The sequence below is a fragment of the Streptomyces sp. NPDC031379 genome, from assembly GCF_055569615.1.
On sequence record NZ_JBVIIT010000011.1, the window covers coordinates 266,678 to 289,822 of the forward strand.

The following is a 23,145-nucleotide window of genomic DNA, read 5'->3' on the forward strand; positions in this document are numbered from 1 at the left end:
TGTCCGGCGCCGCACCGTTTACGGGCGGCGCCGGACGTGCAGGACAACCAGGGAAGCACCACAAGGGGAGGACCAGCATCATGGGCGTCACGCTCGCCAAGGGAGGCAACGTCTCCCTCTCCAAGGCCGCACCGAACCTCACCAACGTCCTGATCGGGCTCGGCTGGGACGCCCGGTCCACCACCGGCGCCCCCTTCGACCTGGACGCCAGTGCGCTGCTGTGCGACGGCGGCAACCGGGTGATGGGCGACGAGTGGTTCGTGTTCTACAACCAGCTCAAGAGCCCCGACGGATCCGTGGAGCACACCGGTGACAACCTCACCGGTGAGGGTGAGGGCGACGACGAGTCCATCCTGGTGGACCTCGCCAAGGTGCCGCCGCAGTGCGAGAAGATCATCTTCCCCGTCTCGATCCACATGGCGGACGAGCGCGGCCAGACCTTCGGCCAGGTCTCCAACGCCTTCATCCGCGTGGTCAACCAGGCCGACGGCCAGGAACTGGCCCGCTACGACCTCAGTGAGGACGCCTCCACCGAGACCGCCATGATCTTCGGCGAGCTGTACCGCTACCAGGGCGAGTGGAAGTTCCGTGCCGTCGGACAGGGGTACGCGTCGGGGCTGCGGGGCATCGCCCTCGACTTCGGGGTGAACGTCTCCTAGCCGAGTCCCCCCGCAAGGGTTCGTGCCGTGGCTTTTCCGTGAGGGTTGCCCTGGCGGGTACCGCCGGTAGGGTGCCCCTCTAGACTCGTGGTCAACATTTAGCAAAGCCGAGTACGGCGCGGGGGAGACCCTCCCTCAGACTTCGTCTGGGGGCACCCCCAACACACGATTGGGTAGCCAGTGCTTCTGAAAACCTTCGGCTGGTCGTTCGCGGTCACCGCGCTCGGTCTGGTCGCGGCGGCGTTCTACGGGGGGTGGACCGCCTTCGGCATCGTGGCGATCCTGGCCATCCTCGAGATCTCGCTGTCGTTCGACAACGCGGTGGTCAACGCCGGAATCCTGAAGAAGATGAACGCCTTCTGGCAGAAGATCTTCCTCACGGTCGGCGTCCTCATCGCGGTCTTCGGCATGCGGCTGGTCTTCCCCGTCGTCATCGTCGCGATCAGCGCCAAGATGGGCCCCATCGAGGCCGTCGACCTCGCTCTGAACAACAAGGACCACTACCAGGAGCTGGTCACCGACGCCCACCCGGCGATCGCCGCCTTCGGTGGCATGTTCCTGCTGATGATCTTCCTCGACTTCATCTTCGAGGACCGGGACATCCAGTGGCTGCGCTGGATCGAGCGGCCCCTGGCCAAGCTCGGCAAGGTCGACATGCTGTCGGTCTGCATCGCCCTGATCGTCCTGCTCATCACCTCCTTCACCTTCGCCACCCACGCCCACCAGCACGGCGGTGCCCACGTCGACAAGGCGCAGACGGTCCTGATCGCCGGTGTCGCCGGCCTGATCACCTACATGATCGTCGGCGGTCTGTCCGGCTACTTCGAGGACAAGCTGGAGGAAGAGGAGGAACGCGAGCACGAGGAGGAGGAAGAGGCCGCCCGCAGCGGCAAGCAACGCCCGGCCGTCGTGCTGGCCGGCCAGGCCGCGTTCTTCATGTTCCTCTACCTGGAGGTCCTGGACGCGTCCTTCTCCTTCGACGGCGTGATCGGCGCCTTCGCCGTCACCAACGACATCGTCCTGATGGCGCTGGGCCTCGGCATCGGCGCGATGTACGTCCGTTCGCTGACGGTCTACCTGGTCCGCCAGGGCACGCTGGACGACTACGTCTACCTGGAGCACGGCGCCCACTACGCCATCGGCGCCCTCGCCGTGATCCTCATGGTCACGATCCAGTACGAGATCCACGAGGTCATCACCGGCCTCGTCGGTGTCGTCCTGATCGCCTGGTCCTTCTGGTCCTCCGTCCGCCGCAACCGCGCCCTCGCGGCAGCGGGCGAGGGCAGCGACGAGAAGGCCGAGGTCTCCTCGGGAGTCTGACCCGGGACCCTCCCGGATCCCCTACGGGACAGATCCGGGCCGTGCCGGGGTGTGGTACCCCTTCGGGTGAGGAACGCTCTGTTCGGGGCGGCCGACGTGGTCGGCCGCCCCGACGGCGTGATGAACGAGTACCTGGGGGCGGGAATGGGATTCTTCGACGGGCTGCTGGGCGGGCGCGCTGCCGACTTCGACTCGGGCAGCGCCTCGAGCAACGCCATCGAACTCACCAGGCGGCACCAGACGGTGTCCCTCACCAAGCAGGACGCGGCCACCGGCCATCTGCGCGTCAACCTCAACTGGCGGATGCGGACCTCCGACTTCGACGGAGCCCAGCGCACCAGCCTGCTGCGCCACCCCTTCAAGGCCCTGAAGCCGCCGGAAGTGCTCGGACACGGGCAGAGCATGGTCAACGTCGACCTCGACCTGGGCTGCCTGTACGAACTGGCCGACGGCACGAAAGGCGTGGTCCAGCCGCTCGGTGGCTACCTCGGCGACGTCAACGCACCGCCGTACATCAAGCTCAGCGGCGACGACCGGTTCGGCTCCGCGTCCGGCGAGACCATGTACGTCAACCTCGACCACCGAGAGGCCCTCAAGCGGCTGCTGGTCTTCGTCTACATCTACGACCAGACGCCGGCCTTCGACCGCACCCACGCGGTCGTCACGCTGTACCCGAGCAACGGACCGCGCATCGAGATAGGCCTCGACGAACGCCACCCCCAGGCCCGTTCCTGCGCGGTGGTCATGATCGAGAACATCAAGGGCGAGCTGATCGTCCGCCGCGAGGTCAAGTTCGTCTACGGCTTCCAGGGCGAACTGGACCGGCTGTACGGCTGGGGCCTGCAGTGGGGCCGGGGCTACAAGGCCAAGGCGGACCGGTGAACGCCCCGGCCTACCGCCCCACGAACTGCGGCCCCTGCGGCGGCAGCCGGAAATTCGGGTCCAGAGCCACCGGCACCGGCACCGGCTGAGGCTGGGGGTATCCGTAGGAGGGCTGACTGCTCGGCTGCGGGTACCCGTAGTCCGCCTGGGGCGAGGCCGGCTGAGGGTAGCCGTAGGCGGGGGGCTGCTGCGGCACCGCCGACGTCGGCTGCTCCGGCGGCAGCGGCTGGGACGCCGTCTCCGGCACGGGCACGCGCATCTCCTCCTCCGCCTCCGACTCGTCCACCGAGATGCCGAAGTCCGTGGCGAGGCCCTCCAGCCCGTTCGAGTAGCCCTCACCCAGCGCGCGGAACTTCCATCCCTCCCCACGCCGGTACAGCTCGCCGCAGATCAGCGCCGTCTCCGCGCCGGTCTCCGGCTTGATGTCGAAGCGGGCCAGCGGCTCCCCGTCGGCCACCGCCGCGTCGTACAGCAGGATCCCCAGCGCCGGTACCCGGTCGAAGGAGACGCCGTCCGCCGAGGCGACCAGCAGGATGCGGCCGACGCCCGGCTCGACACCGGCGAGATCTGACTGGATCGTGTCGGTCAGACCTTCGGCGACACGCTTCTTGCCGAGCCGCCACACCTTCCCGGAGGGGTGCCGGGGCTGGTTGTAGAAGACGAAGTCCTCGTCGGAGCGCACACGGCCGTCGGAGCCCAGCAGCAGCGCCGAGGCGTCCACGTCCGGAACCCCCTGCCCGGGCGTCCAGCGCAGTACGGCGCGTACCGTGGTGACTTCCAGCGGGACGTTCGACCCCTTCAGCATCGCGTGCGTCATGCGGTCATCCTGCCCTCTCGGTCCTGGTCACGACAATGCGGGGGGTGCCGGGGCCGACACGGGCGAGTTACCGGAAATTCATGCCCGCGGGGAACCCCCGACATGGGTCTCTACGTACTATTACCGGCCACCCTTTACCGAATCCACAGGCTCGGCTCGCACCCCTGAGGGAGTCCTATGCGTCATTTCGGGCACATCGCCCCCGAGGTGCGGCAGCGCCTCTTCCACCAGGAGCCGTGCGCGTTCACCGCCGACTCCCCGGCCCGGCTGCTCTCCGCGGCCCTGGGCGCCACGCTGTACAGCCCGGCCACCCGGCCCCGGCTCGCCGACGACATCGTCAAGCAGGCCGACCACGGCGTGGTCTCGATGGTGCTGTGCCTGGAGGACTCCATCGACGACGCGGACGTCGTGGCGGGCGAGGAGAACCTCGTCCGGCAGTTCGCCGACCTCGACGCCCGACCCGATGCCGAACCGCCCCTGCTGTTCATCCGGGTCCGCACCCCCGAGCAGATCCCCGACCTCGTACGACGCCTGGGGACGAGCGTACGGCTGCTGTCCGGGTTCGTGCTGCCGAAGTTCACCGAGGAACGCGGCATCCCCTTCCTGGAGGCCCTGACCGCCGCCGAGAGCGCGAGCGGCCGGCGGCTCTTCGCCATGCCGGTGCTCGAATCCCCGGAACTGCTCTACCGCGAGAGCCGCGTGGACACCCTGGAGGGCATCTCCCGCGCGGTCGACAAGTACCGCGACCGGGTCCTCGCGCTCCGCCTCGGCGTCACCGACTTCTGCTCCTCCTACGGTCTGCGCCGCGCCCCCGACATGACCGCCTACGACGTCCAGATCGTCGCCTCCGTGATCGCCGACGTCGTGAACATGCTGGGCCGGGCCGACGGCACCGGATTCACCGTCACCGGGCCCGTGTGGGAGTACTTCCGCGTCCCCGAGCGCATGTTCAAGCCGCAGCTGAGGCAGAGCCCCTTCCTCGAGGTGCAGGCCGTCGAGCTGCGCGAGAAGCTCATCGAGCACGCCATGGACGGACTGCTGAGGGAGATCTCCCTCGACCAGGCCAACGGCCTGCTCGGCAAGACCTGCATCCACCCGTCCCACGTCCTGCCCGTGCACGCGCTGTCCGTGGTCAGCCACGAGGAGTTCAGCGACGCCCAGGACATCCTGCGGCCGGAACGCGGCGGCGGGGGTGTACTCCGGTCGGCCTATACGAACAAGATGAACGAGGTGAAACCGCACCGCGCCTGGGCCGAGCGGACCCTGCTGCGCGCCGAGGTCTTCGGCGTCGCCAACGAGGACGTCGGCTTCGTGGAGCTGCTCGCCGCCGGAATACCCGGCTGACCCTTTTCAACCCAAGGAACGCATGAAGAACGCAGTGAACGACGGGGTCTGGTCCGGCAGCTGGGTCGCCGAGCGACTCGGGGTCGAACTCGTGGGCGACGACGGGCTGCCGGCCCTGCTCGGGCTCGCGCTGCGCCGCAACCCCAAGCGTGCCCACCTGCTGGTCTCGAACGTGCTCGGCAAGCACGTCCCGCAGACACCGTCCGTGGTCTACGGCCACGGCGTCCGCCTGGGCCGCCGCGTCGCCACGCTGCTCGGCGAGGCGGAGAGGGCCACCGCTGTCGTCCTCGGCTACGCGGAGACCGCCACAGGGCTGGGACACGCCGTCGCCGACGGCCTCGGCACGGCGCCGTATCTGCACTCCACCCGTCGGCCGGTCCCCGGAGTCGCCCGCGCGGGCGGCTTCGAGGAGTCCCACTCCCACGCCACGTCGCACCTGCTGCTTCCCGAGGATCCCGCGCTGCTGTCCGGCGACGGCCCGCTGGTGCTGGTGGACGACGAGTTCTCCACCGGCAACACGATCCTCAACACCATCCGTGACCTGCACGCACGGTATCCACGCAGCCGGTACGTGGTGGTCGCGCTGGTCGACATGCGCTCGCCCGAGGACACGGAGCGCCTGCGGCGGTTCGCCGCCGGCATCGGTGCGCGGGTGGATGTGATCGCCGCGGCGTCGGGGACGGTGCGGTTGCCGGAGGGGGTGCTGGAGAAGGGGCAGGAGCTGGTCGAGCGGTACGCGTCCGCCGACGCCGCCGTGCCCCCGCTCCCGCACAGCGCAGACATCGCCCGCGTCGACCTGCACTGGCCCCCCGGCCTCCCCGACGGCGGCCGGCACGGCTTCACGCCCGCCCACCGGACCCGCCTGGAGACCGCCCTCCCCGAGATGGCCGGCCGGACGGCCGAGGCCCTGCCCGCCGGCGCCCGCCGCGTCCTCGTCCTCGGCTTCGAGGAGCTGATGTACGCCCCGCTGCGCCTCGCCCACGAGCTGGAGCGGGTCACCGACGCCGAAGTGCGCTTCTCCACGACCACCCGCTCGCCCGTGCTCGCCCTCGACGACCCCGGCTACGCGATACGCAGCCGCCTGGTCTTCCCCGCCCACGACGACCCGGCCGACGGTCCCGGTGAGCGCTACGCCTACAACGTCGCGGGCGCCGGCTTCGACACGGTGGTCGCCGTCGTGGACTCCGCCGCCGACACCCCCGCGCTGCACGCCCCCGACGGCCTGCTGGCCCGGCTCGCGGCGCACGTCCCGCACGTCCTGCTCGCGGTCGTCCCGTCCTACGTGCCCGAGCCCTCGCACGCTCCCGAAAGGCAGGCCATGCTGCCCGAGCCCCTCCGCGGCCCCGCATTCTCCTCGTACCCGCCCGAGGAGGTCGGCTGGCTGCTGCAGGACCTCTCCGACGTCACCCTGGAGGCGCCGACCGAGGAGCGCGAGGAGGCCATCCAGAGCGGCGGCGCCCACTACGCCGAGTCGCTGCCGGTGGAGTACCAGCCCAGCGAGCAGTACCAGGAGCTGTTCCACGCGGCCCTCGGCACCTCGGCCACGCGGATCGCCCGGGCGGTCGGCGTGGTCACCGAGACCGTGATCACCGAGCGCTCGCCGCGCCCGGTGCTGGTCTCCCTGGCCCGCGCCGGCACCCCGGTCGGCATCCTCATGCGCCGCTGGGCCCGGTTCCGGCACGGCCTCGACCTCCCGCACTACGCCGTCTCGATCGTGCGCGGCCGGGGCATCGACGCCAACGCGCTGCGCTGGCTCGCCGCCCACCACGACCCCCGCGACGTCGTCTTCGTCGACGGCTGGACCGGCAAGGGCGCCATCACCCGCGAACTCGCCCAGGCCATCGGGGAGTTCGAGGCCGACGAGGGCATCACCGGCTTCGACCCGGAGATCGCCGTCCTGGCCGACCCGGGCTCCTGCGTACGCACCTACGGCACTCGCGAGGACTTCCTCATCCCCTCCGCCTGCCTCAACTCGACCGTCTCCGGCCTGATATCGCGTACAGTCCTGCGCGCCGACCTGGTCGGCCCGGACGACTTCCACGGCGCCAAGTTCTACCGCGAACTCGCCGGCGCCGACGTCTCCGTGGCCTTCCTCGACGCCGTCAGCGCCCGCTACCCCGAGGTCGCCGACACCGTCGACGCGGCGGTCAAGGAGCTGATGGCCGAGGACCGCACCCCGACCTGGGCGGGCTGGCGGGCGGTCGAGCGGATCAGCGAGGAGTACGGCATCCACGACGTGAACCTCGTCAAGCCCGGCGTCGGCGAGACCACCCGGGTACTGCTGCGCCGCGTGCCGTGGAAGATCCTCGCCCGCGAAGGGGCCGGCGCCGACCTGGACCACGTGCGGCTGCTCGCCGGACAGCGCGGGGTACCGGTGGAGGAGGTCGGCGAACTGCCGTACACCTGCGTCGGGTTGATCCACCCCCAGTACACACGGGGCGCCACCGGCGCCGACGGCAAGGCGGTGAACCTCTGATGCCGGTGATGGTGGCGAGCGACCTCGACCGTACGCTGATCTACTCCGCTGCGGCCCTCGCGCTGACCATGCCCGACGCCCGGGCACCCCGGCTGCTGTGCGTGGAGGTGCACGAGGCCAAGCCGCTCTCCTACATGACGGAGACCGCGGCCCAGCTGCTCACCGACCTCGGCGACAGGGCCGTCTTCGTGCCCACCACGACCCGGACGCGCAAGCAGTACCAGCGCATCAACCTGCCCGGCCCGCCCCCGAAGTACGCGATCTGCGCCAACGGCGGCCACCTGCTGGTCGACGGGGTCACCGACGCCGGCTGGCACGCGGGCGTACAGGCCAGGCTCGCCGACGAGTGCGCGCCCCTGGACGAGGTCCGCGAGCATCTGCTCCGGACCGCCGATCCGGTCTGGGTGCGCAAGCACCGGGTGGCCGAGGACCTCTTCGCCTACCTCGTCGTAGAGCGCGAGCTGCTGCCCGAGGACTGGGTGAAGGAGCTGGCGGTGTGGGCCGAGAACCGCGGCTGGACGGTCTCCCTGCAGGGCCGCAAGATCTACGCCGTCCCGCAGCCGCTCACCAAGAGCGCCGCCGTCCGCGAAGTGGCCCGCCGCACCGGCGCGGAGCTGACGCTGGCGGCCGGTGACTCGCTCCTGGACGCCGACCTGCTCCTCGCCGCAGACCGCGGCTGGCGCCCCGGTCACGGCGAACTGGCCGACACCGACTGGACCGCCCCGCAGATCAGCGCCCTGCCGGAGCGAGGGGTGCTGGCCGGGGAGCGCATCGTACGGGAGTTCTTGCGGGCGACACGGGAGTGACGGCGACGGGCCGAAGCCCGTAGGCGACACCCCCCCGGGAGGTCAGCCGCAGCAACCCCCACCGCAGCAGCCGCCGCCTCCGCCCGCCTGCGGGGCCGGGGCGGCACCCCTGCCGCCCACGGCCACCGCCGACAGCAGCTTCACGGTGTCGTCATGGCCCGCCGGGCAGGCGGCGGGAGCGGAGGACTCCGCCATGGGACGGCTCAGTTCGAAGGTGTCGCCGCAGGTCCGGCAGCGGTACTCGTAGCGAGGCATGGGCACAGACTAACCGGCCGCGGGCCCCGTCCCCAGGGCCCACGACCGGTCGCGCCCTCACTCCCTGTCCGGCCGGTGCACGTCCCGCGTGCCGCCCAGCGCCCGGTTGGCCGGCGGCATGCCCGCCGTGTGCTCACGCTGCTCGTACGTGACCGCGTCGGGGTGACGGGCCCGCCAGTACGGGTTGTCGTGCGGCAGGGCCGAGCCCACCCGCCCGTACATGCCGAAGGTCATCAGCAGCAGACCCACGACGAAGCTGAAGAGGACGTTCTGGATCTTGAACGCCAGGAAGTTGTTGGTGGTGTCCAGCAGGCCCAGGAACAGGAAGCCGTTCAGCAGGAACAGCACGCCGAGAATCATGTTCAGGGTCGACGCGAAGTTCCCGCCGATCACCATGCCGACCAGCAGCAGCAGCCCGATGCAGATCGACAGCACACTCAGCGTGCCGTTGGTGTTCAGCCCGGTGACCGTGTTGCCGCCGGTGTCGAAGAAGCCGATGTGGTCGATCAGGCCGAGGATGCCGAAGATGACCAGGAACGCGCCGATCAGGCCCGCGCCGACCCGGTAGACCGTGTTCAGCCGGTGGTCGACGGGCAGGTGGTCGTCCAGCCGGAACCGCGGCTGTTCCTCGGCTTCCTCCGTGTGCACTGCGTGTGTGGCCATGTCCGCCTCCCTCGGGGCGCTAGCGGAGGCCATCCGTCCGTTCCTTCAATATCCGCCCGTCCGCCCCACCCCGGCAACACGCACAGCTCAGCGCCGCTGGCGTCAGTGCCCGCCGCCACGCTCCTCGCGGATCTGCGCCACCACCCGCGCGACCGACGCCCGCACCGCGTCCGTCTCGGTCAGGAAGTGCCAGTAGTCGGGGTGCCGGCCCTCCAGCGTGCCGATCAACCGCTCCAGCCGGGCCACCGCCTCGTCCAGCGGCCCGGCGTGCCGCGGATCCGGGGTCGTACGGCCCGTCATGGCCAGCCGCTGGGCGTCCCGGATCGCGAACCGGGTGCGCTCGATCTCCGCGTGCGGATCCTTCTGCACGGCGTTCAGCCGCCGCAGCCGCTCCCCGGTGGCCGAGACGGCCTCGTCCGTGGCGTTCAGCAGGGCCCGCACGGTCGACAGCAGGGCGGTCGCGTCCGGCCACCGCTGAGCCTCCCGCGCCGCCTGTGCCTCGCGCAGCTTCAGCTCGGCCTGCCCCACGTTCTGCGCCGCCTGCTCGGGCACCTGCTGGAGATCCTGCCAGCAGGCGGCGACGAACCGGCGCCGCAGCTCGCTCAGCACCGGCTCCACCTGCCCGGCGCGGGTGGTCAGCGCCTGCGCCCGCGTCCGCAGGGACACCAGCCGGTGGTCGATCTCGGCCGCCGTCTCCGGCAGCCGCTCGGCCTCGGCCCTAAGCGCCCCGGCCTCCCGCTGCACCCGCTCCGCCCGCTCCAGCGTCGGGGCGATCCCATGCTGCCCGGCGCCCTGGTTCAGCCTGGTCAGCTCGGGAGAGAGGGCGGCCAGCCGCGCCGCGAGATCATCGGCCCTGAGGCCCTTCCCCCGGGCGGCGTCCAGGGCGTTGCTCGCGGCCAGCAGCGACTGCCGGGCCCGCTCCACGGCGGGCGCGAGCCGGGCGAGCTGGGTCTCGGCCTTGCCGAGCAGCGGCCCGAGCGAGCTGTCGAACCGGTCCAGCTCCTGCTTGACCCGCACCAGCTCGTCCTTGGCGGCCGTCAGCTCCGAACGCGCCCGGGCGGCCGCCGCGGCCTCCAGATCGTCCCGGTCGAGATCATGGGCGTCCACGGCCTGGATGTACTGCCGGCTGACCTCGTCTATGCGCCGGCCGAGCGCCTCGAAGTCGGATACGGCGCGCCGGGCGGCGGGGGAGTCGTCCACGGCCGTGATGGTCTCGATGGAGATCCGCATGTCCCGTTGGGCGGTGTCCAGTTCGTAGAACGCGGCCGCCGCGGCGTCCTTCGCGGACTGCGCCTCCGCCCGCTGGCTCTCCGCCCGTCCCCCGAACCAGCGCCGGGTGCCCCCGCCGGCGAACGCGGCGGACACTCCGAGCGCCGCCAGCACGGGCAGGGTCATCAGGGTGAGGGTGTCCCGCAGGGCCGTGGACCCGGGCCGGACCCGTGCGGTGGACGGCGGCGGGTACGGCCGCGTCGATGGCGTGCCCGGTGTCGCCGTCACATCCCTCTCCCGTGCTGTGGTTCGCCCTGGGTGGAGTCATTCTCCCACCCGTTGAGGACGAACACACGGGCCGGTCAGTTCGCGGTACGCACCGTGACTTCGCCGTCGGAGGAGTGTGCCGACACCCGGTGCGGACTGCTGTCGTCGCGGGGCACGGCCACCGGCACCGCCCCGTCGTCCGACCCCGCCGACACCCGGTACGCACCCCTGGGCAGCGCGACCGCCACCGCCCCGTCGATGGTGATGCTGAGCGGATCCGTGAACCCGTGCGCCCGCACGCTGCCGCTGCCGTTGTCGATCCCCTCCCCCGAAGATCCGGCGACCTCCCGGACCGGGGGTGGGGGCAACCCCCGTAGGCGCCGCTCGAGGCCCCTGGACGTGGTCGTCGCGCGTTTGCGGGGTACCCGCTCCGGCAAGGTAGTCTGTCCACTCGACCTGGGCTCGCGGCCCGGGTGTTCAGGGTGCGTAGCTCAGGGGTAGAGCGCCTGCCTTACAAGCAGGATGTCGGCGGTTCGAAACCGTCCGCGCCCACCGGTCGGCCCCTCGGAGAAGTCTCCGAGGGGCCGTTCTCGTGTTCGTGTGCCGTCGCTACTCGTGCGCCGACTCTTCGTGGGCGTGCTTGAGTCGGGAGCGAGCGTCCATGCGGTCCGCCGCCGCGATCTCGGCCCAGAAGCGGTGCGTGCTGACGAACACCGCGAGTTCGTGCTCGCGGCGCCGCAGCTTCTCCACCTCGGCCTGCTCGTCCGCCGTCCAGCCGGGGGAAGCGGGCCGCTCCGTCTTGCGCCAGCCGGTGTCGTCGCTGAAGCCGTCCCTCGGCTCGACCGACCAGGGCAGCCGCTTGAGCAGGGCCGACAACTCGGCCCGGACCTGATGCAGCTCCTCCTGGCCGGCGAGGAGGTCACTGGGGAATTCATAGGTCGTAGCCACACGGCAATGGTACGCCTGTTCGAATTTGGGTGGCGAGTTCGTTCGTGGGGTTCGGAGGAGGTTCAGCCGAACGGGTGGCGGGCGCGAGCGGGCCGGGTCAGTGACCGGCGTCCCGCAGCTCCCGTACGAGCCGTGCCGTCACCGGTACGGGTACGCCGTGCCGCTCGGCCGCCCGCAGCAACGCCCCGCCGATGGCGTCCAGCTCGAGCGGGCGGCCCGCCTCGGCGTCGCGCTGCATGGACGACTTGGCGCCGGGCGGGAAGGCGTCGTAACGGGCGAGTGCCTGGGCGGGGTCCGCGGGGGCGCCGCAGGCACGGCTGACGGTGGTGGTCTCGTCGACCAGTGCCCGCAGTTCGTCCCGGTGGCGGGTGCGGGCCTCGCCGAGCGGCAGGCCGTAGCGCGTGGTGAGCAGGGCGAACGGGGCGAGGAACGCCATCTTGGCCCACAGGGCCGCCGGCTCGTCCCCGACCACGCGGGCGGTCGGGCCGGCGGTGGTGAGGACAGCGGCGAGGGCGTCGAGACGCGCGCGGGGGACGCCGTCCCCGGCGAGGTCGATCTCGGTGAACGGGCTGCCGTGTTCGATCACGCCCGGCGCGCGGCGGGTGGACTCCACGCGGATCACGGCCGGGGCGACACGGTCGGGGCGGTAGCGGGCGCGCAGCGTGGCGGGGTGCTCGACGCCGTTCAGGAGCGGCACGAGGAGGGCGTCGCCCACGGCGGCGGGCGGGATGCGGGTGAGCGCGGCGTCGAGCGCGGTGTGCTTGACGGTGATCAGGCAGGCGTCCACCGGTTCGCGCAGTTCGGTGTCCGCCTCGACGGGGGCGGTGAACTCGCCGAACTGCGGGCTGCGGACCGTGATCCCGGTCCGGCGCAGGGTGTCCGCCGTGCCGTCCTGGGCCAGGCAGATGACGCGGTGGCCGGAGCGGGACAGGAGGGCGGCGAGGAGTCCGCCCGTGCCGCCGGGGCCGAGGACGGCCACGGTGTGCTGAGTCGCCATGAGGCTGTTCCTTTCGACGGTCGGCCCCGGGAGTCGGTGGCCGCCTTCGGCGCGATCATCGCAGGGGCGGACGGAGTGCGTGAGACTGGGGGCATGTGCCGGAGTATCAAGACGCTGCGTCCGCCCGTGCTGCCCGACGAGGCCACGGACGAGGACATCCACGCCGCCGCGCTGCAGTACGTGCGGAAGGTCTCGGGCTTCCGGGCCCCCGCCGCCCACAACCGTGAGGTCTTCGATCGCGCGGTGGACGCCGTGGCCCGGGCCACGGCGGAGCTGCTCGGGGGGCTGGAGGTGCGGGGCGGTTCGGCGCGCGGCACCGCATAGGGTCCGGCATGCCCGGTGACTCGGGCTGTGAGCAAGGGGGTTGGGGCGCGCCGGGCATGGCCAGGCGCGCCCTCCGCTCGTCCCGGCGGGGGGTGCCGGGGTCGGCCGTGCGTGTGACGACTCTCATAGAGGCGCGTCTTTCCACGCGCGATGTGCGGTGCGCGGACGGCGAGTTGCCCGCGGGGCGGCTCGTGGGCGGGGGCTGCGGGCCGTACGCCGTGGACGGTTGCGGGACCGGAGGGCTGGACGCGGCGGCGGCCTGCCGCCTGTCGCCTGATCAACCGTCAAGATGCGTTTCTCGCCCGGGGGTTCGTGTGCGGGGCGTCGACGCAGGGGTGTACCGGGTGACCGTCGCCGGGGCCCGTTCGGGGGTGGGCTCGGTGGCGCTCTCGGGCGCCGACGCGAGGGCGCGGGCCCTGCTGCGGGTGGCCGGTTTCGCGGTGGAACCGCAGGTGGAGCCGCAGGTGGAGCCGTCGGCGCGGAAAGATGTTGAAGTTGCAAGCACTGATTAGGTGCCCCTAACCTGGGCCCCTCGTTCGGTACCGACGCCCCCACGGCCGGCCATCCATGTCCCCAGCCGGTCCGACCGACACCGAAGAGGAGAACCTCCCTCATGTCCGCACGCCTCAACACCGCTCAGCCCTACGTCATCGGGCTCTTCCGCGCCGTCGCCGGCCTGCTCTTCGCGGTGCACGGAGCCGCTTCGCTCTTCGGTGTCCTCGGCGGCGCCGCGGGCACCCAGGGCGGCACGATCGCGGCCGGCACCTGGCCCGGCTGGTACGCGGCCGTGATCCAGCTGGTCGCCGGCGGCCTGGTGCTCCTCGGTCTCGGCACCCGCGGGGCCGCGCTGATCGCCTCGGGCTCGATGGCGTACGCCTACTTCGACGTCCACCAGCAGGCGGCGTTGTGGCCGATCCAGAACGGCGGCGAGCTGCCCGTCCTGTTCTGCTGGGCGTTCTTCCTGCTGGTCTTCACCGGCTCCGGCGCCTTCGGCCTCGACCGGCTCTTCGGCCGGCGTACGGCGGCGGACGCCGAGTCCGCGGTGGACCGGACCCCGGTGGCCGCCTGACCCGCACCGGTGCGCGAGTGACGGCGCCCGTTCCCTGCCGCGCGGGGGAGGGTGCCGCCCGGGACGCCTGCCGGTCACAAGCGCCCCCGGAGACCCCTCTGTCACACCCCCGGCGTACGCTGTATGGCTGTCAACGGGGGAGCAGTGGGGAGTCGTCGTGTTCGAGAGCGTGGGGTCGCTTGCGGCCGGACCGTGGATCTATGCCGTGGTGGCCCTGTCGGTGCTCCTCGACGTGTTCGTGCCGGTGCTGCCGAGCGGAGTGCTCGTCATCACGGCCGGTACGGCAGCGGCCGCGGGCACGGGCGCGGCGGCGGGCGGGGTGCCGCACGACGTGCCGGACATCCTGGCCCTGATCCTCTCCGCGGCGACCGCCTCGGTCCTCGGTGACCTGGTCGCCTACCGGCTGGCCTGGCGGGGCGGGGAGCGCCTGGACCGGGCGATAGCCCGCTCCCGGCGGCTGACCACCGCGCAGGAACGTCTCGGCGAGGCGCTCGCCCGGGGTGGCGGCGCGCTGGTCGTGCTGGCCCGGTTCGCTCCGGCCGGCCGCTCGGTCGTCTCCTTCTGCGCGGGTGCCGCCCACCGCCGCGCCCGCGACTTCCTGCCCTGGTCGGCCCTGGCGGGACTGTCCTGGGCCGCCTACAGCGTCGCCCTCGGCTACTACGGCGCCCAGTGGCTGGGCGCGACCTGGCTGGCCACGGGCGTCTCGGTGGCCGCGCTGTTCGGTGCCGGCGCGGCGGCGGGCTTCCTGGTGCGCCGTCGGCCGGCCTCCTGACGAAGCCCGCGGTGCGTGCGGGCGCCGGCCGCCGCAGCTCCCTGGAGTGCGGGACATGCGCGACCGGCCACGACGGGCCCGCGGCCGGCGTACGGCCGCAAGCCCGACGGCGCTGACCCGAAGGCTCAGCAGGCGGCCAGGTAGTTCGTGAGCGCGCTCTTCTCGGCGGAGTCGACCGAGAGGTTGTAGTAGTACTTCACCTGCACCCAGGCGCGGACGTACGTGCACAGGTACGCGGAGCGGGACGGGACCCAGGTGGCCGGGTCCTGGTCGCCCTTGGCCTGGTTGACGTTGTCGGTGACGGCGATGAGCTGGGGCCGGGTGAGGTCGTTGGCGAAGGCCTGGCGCTGGGCGGTGGTCCACTTGCTCGCCCCGGAGTCCCAGGCCTCGGCCAGCGGGACCAGGTGGTCGATGTCCAGGTCGGAGGCGGCGGTCCAGGTGGCGCCGTCGTAGGGGGAGTACCAGCTGCCGCTGGTGGCGGCGCAGGCGGAGTCGGTGACGACGTTCGTGCCGTCCCGCTTCAGGACCGTCTCGCGGGTGTTGCAGGCACCGCTGATGGTGATCCAGTGCGGGAAGAGGTCGCGGTCGTAGCCGGTGCGGTTCTCGGTGGCCACGGTGAGCTGGGAGAGGTAGCTGCGGGCGGTGGCGCCGCTGACCGGCGTGGGCAGGGCGGCGGAGGCGCTCGGGGAGTTGAACAGGGCGGCGGAGGCTATGAGGCCGGTGAGGGTCGCGAGTATGCTCAGCCGTCGACGCGCGTAGAATTTCGGCATGGGAACTCCCTTGTGGGGTGGGGGTGTTGGGCGCGAGCGAGGGAATGCTCGCGCCGCCGTGTGACCGGCGGATGAGCGCTCGGTAAGAAGCTAGTGACGTGTTCATGACACGACAAGGTTCACGGCCGAACTTTCACATCCCGTACGATGGGGAGCGCAGAAGGGGAGTAGCTCTTCGCCGGACCGTCGACATACTGCTCAGTCAGCCTGAGCCGGCGCCCGGAGGCGGACCCGTCGAGGCCCGCCAGCGAGACCTTCGGCAAGCAGTGCACGCCCGTGTTCCCGGCACGGGCGCCGAGTGCGCTGCCGTGCCGAGGTGTCATCGCGTGACGTACCGCACTCTCGGTGGGGCAGCCCGACCGATTGAGGAACATTGATCAGCATCACCGTGACGGCACTCGTCTTCGGCGTGGTCTTCCTGGCCGAACTGCCGGACAAGACCGCGCTCGCGGGCCTCGTCCTCGGCACCCGCTACCGCGCCTCGTACGTCTTCGCGGGTGTCGCCGCCGCCTTCCTGCTGCACGTCGTGCTCGCCGTCGCCGCGGGCAGCGTGCTGACCCTGCTGCCGCAGCAGCTCGTGCACGCCCTCACCGGTGTCCTCTTCCTCGGCGGGGCCGCGATGCTGCTGCTGAAGAAGGACGAGGGCGAGGAGGAGATCAAGAAGCCCGCCGACCAGTCCTTCTGGAAGGTCGCCGGTACGGGCTTCATGCTCATCCTGGTCGCCGAGTTCGGCGATCTCACCCAGATCATGACCGCCAACCTCGCCGCCCGCTACGACGACCCGCTCTCCGTCGGCCTCGGCGCGGTGCTGGGGCTGTGGGCCGTGGCCGGGCTCGGGATCGTGGGCGGAAAGGCCCTGATGAAGCGGGTGCCGCTGCGGCTGATCACGCGGATCGCGGCGCTGCTGATGCTGGGCCTCGGTGTGTGGAGCCTGTACGAAGCCGTGGCGGGCTGAGCCCGGCCGAGCTGAACGGCCGGTGAACCCTGCCGGGGGGCACTGGCGTAATCCGCTCCGGGTTTTGTACCGTGGAGGAACAAAGTGGCTCCCGCTCGTTTTCCCTGACCGGCGGGCGGGGCCGCCTTGTCCCTGCTCTTCCCTCTTGGAGTCTGCCGATGCCGGCCACCGTCCTCACCGCCCGTGCCCTCCTGCTCGACATGGACGGCACCCTCGTCAACTCGGACGCCGTGGTCGAGCGCATCTGGCGCGGCTGGGCCGACCGGCACGGGCTGGACGGCGACGAGGTGATGAAGGTCGTGCACGGCCGGCAGGGGCACGCCTCCATGGCCGTCCTGCTGCCCGACCGGCCCGTGGAGCAGAACCTCGCCGACAACGCCCGCATGCTCGCCGAGGAGACCGCCGACACCGACGGCGTGGTCGAGATCCCCGGCGCGAGCGCCTTCCTCGCCTCCCTGCGCGGGCTCCCGCACGCCCTGGTGACCTCCGCCGACGTCCCCCTGTCCACCGCCCGTATGAACGCCGCCGGGCTGCCGCTGCCCGAGATCCGCGTCACCGCCGAGTCGGTGGGCGCGAGCAAGCCCGACCCCGAGGGCTTCCTCAAGGGCGCCGCCGAGCTGGGCGTCGACCCGGCCGACTGCGTCGTCTTCGAGGACTCCGGCGCGGGCATCGCGGCGGGGCGCGCCGCGGGGATGCGGGTCGTCGGCGTCGGGCCGCGCGCCGGTGCCCACGGACCCGACGTCGTCGTACGCGACCTGACGCGGGTGACCGTCGAGGCCTCGGCCGACGGGACGATACGGCTGCACATCGGCTGACGGCGGGCCTGACCGTACGTCGCCCGACGCCGGGGCCCGGCCGCATGCCGGTGGGCCGGGTGCGGGTCGTCCCCGGCCGGTCGGACGATCCGGCTGTGCGCCGGCGGGGCCGCTACGGCTCCGCCGTCTCCGCCTCCAGGCTCGTCCGCGTCGCCGGGCCGTACACCCCCGGCTCGTCGCCCTGGACACCCCGGGCCAGCTGGTAGTTGCGGACGGCGTCCTCGACGGAGCGGGTGAACACTCCGTTGAGCTGGTCGCCGTAGAGGTTCAACTGGTGCAGCCGTTGCTGGAGTTCGACGACCTCCGGGCCGAAGTCGCCGCGCCGCAGCACCGGTGCGAGGCCGGGAGTGGTTCCCGGGGTCGCGGAGACCGTCACGGGCGACGGGGTGACGGAGGAGGAAGCGGAAGCGGAAGGGCCGCCGGACACCGAGGGGCTCGGTGAGGAGGACGGCGAGGACGAGGGGCTCGAGGCGGCCGACGTGGCGGGGGACCGCTCGGGCGACCGGGACGGTGCCGGCGCAGCCGGTGGCGTCGGCGACGCCGGCGCCGGTGTGGTCACGTCCGGGACGCTCTGCCTGACCTCCTCGGCCGCCCGGTCCCGGGACGGCGTGTGGTACGAGAACAGCCCGCCGGCGAAGCCGGCCACCGCCACGACCGCCACGCCCGCTCCCGCGACGGACACCAGGACCGTGCGCCGCACCCGGCGACGCGGCCCCCCACCCGCCGAATCCGCCGCACCGGACCCGTACGCACCCGGCTCGTATGCCGCACCGGGCTCGGCTGTCGTGGTCGGCCCGTATGCCGTACCCGGTCCGTATGCCGTACCGGGCCCGTCCGCCGTGCCCGGCTCGTCCGCCGCACTGGGCTCGGCCGTCGTACCCGGTCTGTATGCCGCCGCAGGCTCGTGCGCCGCCCCCGGTCCGTATGCCACCTCCGGCCGGTTCGCCGCCGCAGGCTCGTGCGCCGCCCCCGGTCCGTCCCCCGCCCCCGGCCCGCCCGTCCCGTCGGCACCGGGCATCCCTGGTGTGGCTGTGCTCGGATCGGTCGTTGTGCGGGGCGGTGGGGTGGCCTCGGCGGCCGGTGCCGGGCGGGTCTGCGCGTCGGGTGGTGTCGGCGGTGGGGTACCGGGTTCCGGCACGCCCACGTACGGCCGTATCCGCAGGGGATCGAAGTCCTCCGCCGCAGCCGCCTCGGCCGTCCGCGCCTCGCGCAAGGCCTCCGACGCCCGCTCGGTGCAGTCGCACGACGGGGTGTGGTCCGCTCCCCGCGGCGCCCCGCACTCCGGGCAGGTGCGGCGCTCGGATTCACTCACGTGTTCGTCCCCTCCCCTCACGAACTTCAGAGACTATGCGGACTTCCTTCACATCCGCAGGACTCAAGAGGCCATAAACGGTGACACCGATCACGATGGAAGAGGTGCACCCGAGCCCCAGGAGGTCTCCATGGCCCTGGACACGCACGGCACGGCGAAGGACCTGAGCGGCGGCGAGCACGTTCCGGGCAGCGTGTTCGTCCCGATCGGCGCCCTGCTGCTCGGGCTGCTGCTCGCCGCGCTCGACCAGACCGTCGTGGCGACCGCGCTGCCCACCATCGTCAGCGACCTCGGCGGCCTGGAGCACCTGTCCTGGGTGGTCACCGCCTATCTGCTGGCCTCGACCGCCGCGACCCCGCTGTGGGGCAAGCTCGGCGACCAGTACGGCCGCAAGAGGCTGTTCCAGACCGCGATCGTCATCTTCCTCATCGGCTCCGCCCTGTGCGGCATGGCGCAGAACATGCCCCAGCTGATCGGCTTCCGGGCACTGCAGGGCCTGGGCGGCGGCGGGCTGATGGTGCTGTCCATGGCGATCGTCGGCGACATCGTGCCGCCCCGTGAACGCGGCCGCTACCAGGGACTGTTCGGCGCCGTCTTCGGCGCGACCAGCGTGCTCGGGCCGCTGCTCGGCGGGCTGTTCACCGAGCATCTGAGCTGGCGCTGGGTGTTCTACATCAACCTGCCGGTGGGTGTCGTGGCCCTCGCCGTGATCGCCGCCGCCCTGCACATCCCGCGCCGCACCTCCCCCCATGTCATCGACTACCTCGGCACCTTCCTGATCGCCGCGGTCGCCACCTGTCTGGTCCTCGTCGCCTCCCTCGGCGGCACGACCTGGGCCTGGGGCTCGGCACAGATCGTCTCTCTCGCCGTGCTGGGCGTCCTGCTCGCCGTGGCGTTCGTCGCCGTGGAACGCCGGGCCGCCGAACCGGTCCTGCCGCTCAAGCTGTTCGGCATCCGCACCTTCACCCTCTCCGCCGTCATCAGCTTCATCGTCGGCTTCGCCATGTTCGGCGCGATGACCTACCTGCCGACCTTCCTCCAGGTCGTGCACGGGATCTCCCCGACCCTGTCGGGCGTGCACATGCTGCCCATGGTGGTCGGACTGCTGCTGTCGTCCACGGTGTCCGGGCAGATCGTCAGCCGTACCGGCCGCTGGAAGGTGTTCCCGCTGACCGGAACGGCCGTCACCGCCATCGGCCTGCTCCTGCTGCACCGGCTCGACGAGCACAGCTCCACCGCCGAGATGAGCGTCTACTTCTTCGTCTTCGGCCTCGGACTCGGCCTGGTGATGCAGGTCCTCGTGCTCATCGTGCAGAACGCGGTCTCCTACGAGGACCTGGGCGTCGCCACCTCCGGCGCGACCTTCTTCCGGTCCATCGGCGCCTCCTTCGGCGTCGCCCTCTTCGGCACGGTCTTCGCCGGCCGCCTCGGCGACAAACTCACCGACGCCTTCCGCGGGGTGAGCCTCCCGCCCGGCGTGAGCACCGACGCGCTGGAGTCCGACCCGCGGGGCATCGCCGCGCTGCCGTCCGCGCTGCGCCCGGCGGCCCTGCACGCCTTCGCGACCGCCATCACCGACGTCTTCCTCTACGCCGCCCCGGTCGCCCTGCTCGGCTTCCTGCTGGCCTGGTTCCTCAAGGAGGACCGGCTGCGCGGCTCGGTCACCGCGCCCGACGTCTCCGAGACCATCCCGCCCAACCCGGTGGAGCGCTCCTCCTACGACGAGGTGTGCCGCGCCCTGTCCGTGCTGGGCACCCGGGAGGGCCGCCGCGAGATCTACCGGGAGATCACCGAACGGGCCGGCTACGACCTGCTGCCCGCGGCCAGCTGGCTGCTGCTGCGCATCCGCCGGTACGGCTCCGTCGAGCCGGGTGTCCTCGCCGAGCGCACCCCCGTGCCACTCCAGGCGGTCATGGCCGCGGCCCGCCAGGTCGAGGAACGGCACCTCGCCGAGCGCCAGGGCCTGGACCTGATGCTGACCGACTCCGGCCGCGAGGTCGCCGAACGGCTCGCCACGGCCCGTGAGGAGTCCCTGGCCGAGCTGCTCGGCGACTGGTGGCAGCCGGGCCGCTCGACCGACCTGGCCCACCTGGTCAGGGAACTCACCGGCGAACTGTGCGGCGCCGAGAGCGAGCGGCCGCACAACGGCACGGTCATGAAGACGGGTTGACGGGCTCCGTCACCACCAGCTCCTTGCGGAACCAGTGTTCGGCGTAGCTGTCGTCGTTGTGCGGGGCCGTCTCGGTGTCGCCGAGGCGGGCATGCAGGGCGCGGGCCTCGACCAGGTCGGAGCGGGTGTCGAGGACGATCCGCCGGGCGCCGAGGGCGCGGGCGGCCTCCTCGGCGGCGGCCACGAGGAGCGCGGCCCCGCCCTTGCCGCGCATCCCCTCCGCCACGAAGACCCGGGTGAGTTCGGCCGTGTCCGGCGCCAGCAGCCGTACCCCCGCCGAACCGGCCGGCTTGCCGTCGTACCGGCCTATGACCAACTGCCCGCCCGGCGGCACGAGTTCGGACCCCACCCCGGCCGTGATCTCCCGCTCCAGCTCGTCGGGGTCGGTGCGGTGCCCCTCGTGCAGCAGGTACCAGCGGTCGCTGACCTCCGTGTAGTACGCCCGCCACAGCGCGGCGGCGGCCGGGGAGTCGTACGGTTCGGGGGCGATGGTCCACGTCATGCCGGCCATTCTCGAGCGCCGGCACGCACCCCCCGCAACCGGTTGTGCGCGGCCCCTTCGCCGGCCGACCGCGGGGCTTCGCGTAAGGGGCGCCCGTTTGTCGCCTGTCTTCCGGGTCACCCGAAGGAAGAACCGGCCAGCGGGGCCGGTCCGATGGGAAGGCAACCATGTCCACAGGCCTGATCATTCTGTTGATCGTGATCGCGGCGGTCGTGGTCGTCGGCGCCGCCGCCCTTGCACTGGGCCGCGCCCGGCGCGGCGGGCCGAGCCTCAGGCGCCGCTTCGGACCCGAGTACGAGCGGACCGTGGCCCTGCACGACGGGGACACCAAGGCCGCCGAGCGGGAGCTGACCGAGCGCGTCGAACACCACGGTGACCTGCGGGAGCGTCCGCTGGACCACGACGGGCGGGAGCGGTACGCGGCCCGCTGGACGGCCGTCCAGGAACGCTTCGTCGACTCGCCCCGGGAGGCGGTGACCGAGGCCGACCGGCTGCTCGCGGAGCTGGCCGCCGTCCGCGGCTACCCCGACGGCGGGCACTACGAGGAGCAGTTCGCGGCGCTGTCCGTGCACCACGCCGACCACGTCGACGGCTACCGGCAGGTGCACCGGGCGGCGAGCGCCGCGGCCGGGACCGGCACCCGTGCCGGGACCGAGGAGATGCGGACCGCCCTCGTCGGGGCCCGCGCCCTCTTCGACGACCTGACCAGCCCCGGCACGGACACCGGCCGGCATCGCGCACCCTCCGGCACGGCCGGGCCCCCGGCCGCTTCCGGTACCCGCTCCCACGCCCGCTCCCATGCGCCATGGGCCCTCCACAGGAGCCGACCGAAGGAGAGCTGAGCGTCATGACGGACCAGAGGACAGGCTCCGGCGAAGAGCGGTACCCCACCGGGCGCCCCTCACCCACACCGGACGAGACATGGGCATCGGAGGACGCGGCACCGGGCCGCCGGATGGGCGAGGCTCCGCCCGAGGAGGGGCTGGCCGGCGATCCGGCGCCCGCCGCGGGCAGGCCGGGTGAGAGCGCGGGCCGGATCCCCGAGGCGGTCGGGGCGGGCCGGGGAGGCGGGACGGCCACGGCCGACGACCGCGTTCCGCGCACCCCGCCACAGCCCCCGCCGGGCCCCGCGGGGACTCCCGTCTCCGGCGAGGCCGCCGCGGGAGCGGGCACCGCGGCGCACAGCCTGCCGCACGGCTCCGAGGGCCTGCGTCCCGGCACGGAGGACCTGGGCGCGGACACGTCCGGCACGGGCCGTGAGGCGCCGCCGACCGACCGGCGCGGGACGCCGGACGGCGGGCGCGGCGCCGCGCCCGCCGGCGGCGTCACCGAACGCGGTGCCGGACCGGCCGAACCACGCGCGGCGGGCGGCCCGGCCGCGGCCGGCTCCTCCGGTGCCGGCGCCCCCCTGCTCTCCCACGACGAGACGGACCGCTGGGAGCAGCGGATGCGGCAGGTGACGGCCGGGTTCGTGGACGAGCCCCGGGCCGCGGTCGAGGAGGCCGACCGGGCGCTGGAGGAGATCGCCGCGCGGTTCAGCGAGGCCGTGACCCGGCGGCGCCGCACCCTGCGCACGGCGTGGGAGGGCGCCGAGGACCGCGGGCCCGGCGCCCAGACGGACACCGAGCAGCTGCGGCTGGCCCTGCGCGACTACCGGGAACTGGCCGGCCGCCTGCTACACGGCTGACCCCGGACCGTGCCCCGGGGGGGGGGGGGGGGGGGGGCGCCCCCCCCCCCCCCCCCCCCCCCCCCCCCCCCCCTCCCCCCACCGCCCCACCCCCCCCCCCCCCCCCCACACCCCCTCACCCCCCTC

The 23,145-nt window shown here is 72.6% G+C and carries 24 protein-coding genes and 1 tRNA gene; 15 read left to right on the forward strand and 10 right to left on the reverse strand.

Features of this window, described 5'->3' with window-relative positions; genetic code table 11:
* Window positions 1-80: 80 nt before the first annotated feature.
* From ACZ5CW_RS18580 to ACZ5CW_RS18590, 3 genes are all read left to right on the forward strand, one after another.
* On the forward strand, window positions 81-659 hold the full coding sequence (locus ACZ5CW_RS18580; RefSeq protein WP_468602516.1) for a TerD family protein: 579 nt from the start codon (window positions 81-83) through the stop codon (window positions 657-659).
* 180 nt (window positions 660-839) lie between these two features.
* Window positions 840-1,979: a DUF475 domain-containing protein gene (locus ACZ5CW_RS18585; RefSeq protein ID WP_468602518.1), complete on the forward strand. Its 1,140-nt coding sequence runs from the start codon at window positions 840-842 to the stop codon at window positions 1,977-1,979.
* A 144-nt stretch (window positions 1,980-2,123) separates the two neighbouring features.
* Window positions 2,124-2,861 (forward strand): TerD family protein, encoded by a 738-nt coding sequence (locus ACZ5CW_RS18590; RefSeq protein WP_468602579.1) that lies wholly within the window; start codon window positions 2,124-2,126, stop codon window positions 2,859-2,861.
* Between the two features lie 10 nt (window positions 2,862-2,871).
* Here ACZ5CW_RS18590 and ACZ5CW_RS18595 read toward each other — a convergent pair whose 3' ends face one another.
* On the reverse strand, window positions 2,872-3,678 hold the full coding sequence (locus ACZ5CW_RS18595) for a TerD family protein (protein ID WP_468602521.1): 807 nt from the start codon (window positions 3,676-3,678) through the stop codon (window positions 2,872-2,874).
* Window positions 3,679-3,855: 177 nt separating this feature from the next.
* Here ACZ5CW_RS18595 and ACZ5CW_RS18600 point away from each other — a divergent pair, with 177 nt between their 5' ends.
* From ACZ5CW_RS18600 to ACZ5CW_RS18610, 3 genes are read left to right on the forward strand one after another with little or no spacing between them, the layout of a single operon-like run.
* Window positions 3,856-5,022 (forward strand): HpcH/HpaI aldolase/citrate lyase family protein, encoded by a 1,167-nt coding sequence (locus ACZ5CW_RS18600; protein ID WP_468602523.1) that lies wholly within the window; start codon window positions 3,856-3,858, stop codon window positions 5,020-5,022.
* A gap of 22 nt (window positions 5,023-5,044) precedes the next feature.
* The gene (locus ACZ5CW_RS18605; RefSeq protein WP_468602525.1) at window positions 5,045-7,498 is read left to right on the forward strand and encodes a phosphoribosyltransferase; all 2,454 of its coding nucleotides are present in this window, start codon (window positions 5,045-5,047) and stop codon (window positions 7,496-7,498) included.
* Window positions 7,498-8,304, forward strand: a complete 807-nt coding sequence (locus ACZ5CW_RS18610; protein WP_468602527.1) for an HAD family hydrolase — start codon at window positions 7,498-7,500, stop codon at window positions 8,302-8,304. The genes ACZ5CW_RS18605 and ACZ5CW_RS18610 overlap by 1 nt, the downstream gene beginning before the upstream one ends.
* A 42-nt stretch (window positions 8,305-8,346) precedes the next feature.
* On the opposite strand, the gene ACZ5CW_RS18615 is transcribed toward ACZ5CW_RS18610, so the two are convergent.
* The 4 genes from ACZ5CW_RS18615 to ACZ5CW_RS18630 form a co-directional block, all read right to left on the reverse strand.
* Window positions 8,347-8,559: an FmdB family zinc ribbon protein gene (locus ACZ5CW_RS18615; RefSeq protein ID WP_468602529.1), complete on the reverse strand. Its 213-nt coding sequence runs from the start codon at window positions 8,557-8,559 to the stop codon at window positions 8,347-8,349.
* Between the two features lie 57 nt (window positions 8,560-8,616).
* Window positions 8,617-9,222 (reverse strand): DUF4383 domain-containing protein, encoded by a 606-nt coding sequence (locus ACZ5CW_RS18620; protein WP_468602531.1) that lies wholly within the window; start codon window positions 9,220-9,222, stop codon window positions 8,617-8,619.
* Between the two features lie 102 nt (window positions 9,223-9,324).
* The gene (locus ACZ5CW_RS18625; protein ID WP_468602533.1) at window positions 9,325-10,719 is read right to left on the reverse strand and encodes a hypothetical protein; all 1,395 of its coding nucleotides are present in this window, start codon (window positions 10,717-10,719) and stop codon (window positions 9,325-9,327) included.
* A 74-nt stretch (window positions 10,720-10,793) separates the two neighbouring features.
* Window positions 10,794-11,066 carry a hypothetical protein gene (locus ACZ5CW_RS18630; RefSeq protein ID WP_468602535.1) on the reverse strand — a complete coding sequence of 91 codons (273 nt, stop codon included), beginning with the start codon at window positions 11,064-11,066 and terminating at the stop codon, window positions 10,794-10,796.
* A gap of 112 nt (window positions 11,067-11,178) precedes the next feature.
* Here ACZ5CW_RS18630 and ACZ5CW_RS18635 point away from each other — a divergent pair.
* Window positions 11,179-11,250 (forward strand) — tRNA-Val (locus tag ACZ5CW_RS18635).
* 57 nt (window positions 11,251-11,307) lie between these two features.
* Here the strand turns inward: ACZ5CW_RS18635 and ACZ5CW_RS18640 are convergent.
* Both ACZ5CW_RS18640 and ACZ5CW_RS18645 read right to left on the reverse strand, forming a co-directional pair.
* Window positions 11,308-11,646, reverse strand: a complete 339-nt coding sequence (locus ACZ5CW_RS18640) for a hypothetical protein (RefSeq protein ID WP_468602537.1) — start codon at window positions 11,644-11,646, stop codon at window positions 11,308-11,310.
* Window positions 11,647-11,743: 97 nt separating this feature from the next.
* A complete protein-coding gene (locus ACZ5CW_RS18645) occupies window positions 11,744-12,643 on the reverse strand; it encodes a ketopantoate reductase family protein (RefSeq protein WP_468602539.1) in 900 nt (299 codons plus the stop codon).
* Window positions 12,644-12,736: 93 nt separating this feature from the next.
* On the opposite strand from ACZ5CW_RS18645, the gene ACZ5CW_RS18650 reads away from it, so the two are divergent.
* The 3 genes from ACZ5CW_RS18650 to ACZ5CW_RS18660 all read left to right on the forward strand — a co-directional run bounded on the left by ACZ5CW_RS18650 (window position 12,737) and on the right by ACZ5CW_RS18660 (window position 14,808).
* The gene (locus ACZ5CW_RS18650) at window positions 12,737-12,967 is read left to right on the forward strand and encodes a DUF2277 domain-containing protein (protein ID WP_468602541.1); all 231 of its coding nucleotides are present in this window, start codon (window positions 12,737-12,739) and stop codon (window positions 12,965-12,967) included.
* Window positions 12,968-13,580: 613 nt separating this feature from the next.
* Window positions 13,581-14,036 carry a DoxX family protein gene (locus ACZ5CW_RS18655; RefSeq protein WP_468602543.1) on the forward strand — a complete coding sequence of 152 codons (456 nt, stop codon included), beginning with the start codon at window positions 13,581-13,583 and terminating at the stop codon, window positions 14,034-14,036.
* 157 nt (window positions 14,037-14,193) lie between these two features.
* A complete protein-coding gene (locus tag ACZ5CW_RS18660) occupies window positions 14,194-14,808 on the forward strand; it encodes a DedA family protein (RefSeq protein ID WP_468602545.1) in 615 nt (204 codons plus the stop codon).
* Between the two features lie 125 nt (window positions 14,809-14,933).
* On the opposite strand, the gene ACZ5CW_RS18665 is transcribed toward ACZ5CW_RS18660, so the two are convergent.
* Window positions 14,934-15,578, reverse strand: coding sequence for an HNH endonuclease family protein (locus ACZ5CW_RS18665; RefSeq protein ID WP_468602547.1), 645 nt, complete (start codon window positions 15,576-15,578; stop codon window positions 14,934-14,936).
* 373 nt (window positions 15,579-15,951) lie between these two features.
* On the opposite strand from ACZ5CW_RS18665, the gene ACZ5CW_RS18670 reads away from it, so the two are divergent.
* A complete protein-coding gene (locus ACZ5CW_RS18670; protein ID WP_468602549.1) occupies window positions 15,952-16,533 on the forward strand; it encodes a TMEM165/GDT1 family protein in 582 nt (193 codons plus the stop codon).
* A 158-nt stretch (window positions 16,534-16,691) separates the two neighbouring features.
* Window positions 16,692-17,348: an HAD-IA family hydrolase gene (locus tag ACZ5CW_RS18675; protein WP_468602551.1), complete on the forward strand. Its 657-nt coding sequence runs from the start codon at window positions 16,692-16,694 to the stop codon at window positions 17,346-17,348.
* A 112-nt stretch (window positions 17,349-17,460) separates the two neighbouring features.
* Here the strand turns inward: ACZ5CW_RS18675 and ACZ5CW_RS18680 are convergent, their stop codons facing one another.
* The gene (locus tag ACZ5CW_RS18680) at window positions 17,461-18,048 is read right to left on the reverse strand and encodes a peptidoglycan-binding domain-containing protein (protein WP_468602553.1); all 588 of its coding nucleotides are present in this window, start codon (window positions 18,046-18,048) and stop codon (window positions 17,461-17,463) included.
* A gap of 742 nt (window positions 18,049-18,790) precedes the next feature.
* Between ACZ5CW_RS18680 and ACZ5CW_RS18685 the strand changes: the two genes are divergently transcribed.
* The gene (locus ACZ5CW_RS18685; protein ID WP_468602555.1) at window positions 18,791-20,830 is read left to right on the forward strand and encodes an MDR family MFS transporter; all 2,040 of its coding nucleotides are present in this window, start codon (window positions 18,791-18,793) and stop codon (window positions 20,828-20,830) included.
* On the opposite strand, the gene ACZ5CW_RS18690 is transcribed toward ACZ5CW_RS18685, so the two are convergent.
* Window positions 20,814-21,341, reverse strand: a complete 528-nt coding sequence (locus tag ACZ5CW_RS18690) for a GNAT family N-acetyltransferase (RefSeq protein WP_468602557.1) — start codon at window positions 21,339-21,341, stop codon at window positions 20,814-20,816. The genes ACZ5CW_RS18685 and ACZ5CW_RS18690 overlap by 17 nt on opposite strands.
* 158 nt (window positions 21,342-21,499) lie before the next feature.
* Here ACZ5CW_RS18690 and ACZ5CW_RS18695 point away from each other — a divergent pair, with 158 nt between their 5' ends.
* Both ACZ5CW_RS18695 and ACZ5CW_RS18700 read left to right on the forward strand, forming a co-directional pair.
* Window positions 21,500-22,174: a hypothetical protein gene (locus ACZ5CW_RS18695; RefSeq protein ID WP_468602559.1), complete on the forward strand. Its 675-nt coding sequence runs from the start codon at window positions 21,500-21,502 to the stop codon at window positions 22,172-22,174.
* Window positions 22,175-22,179: 5 nt separating this feature from the next.
* Window positions 22,180-23,019: a hypothetical protein gene (locus ACZ5CW_RS18700; protein WP_468602561.1), complete on the forward strand. Its 840-nt coding sequence runs from the start codon at window positions 22,180-22,182 to the stop codon at window positions 23,017-23,019.
* The last annotated feature ends 126 nt before the right edge of the window (window positions 23,020-23,145 follow it).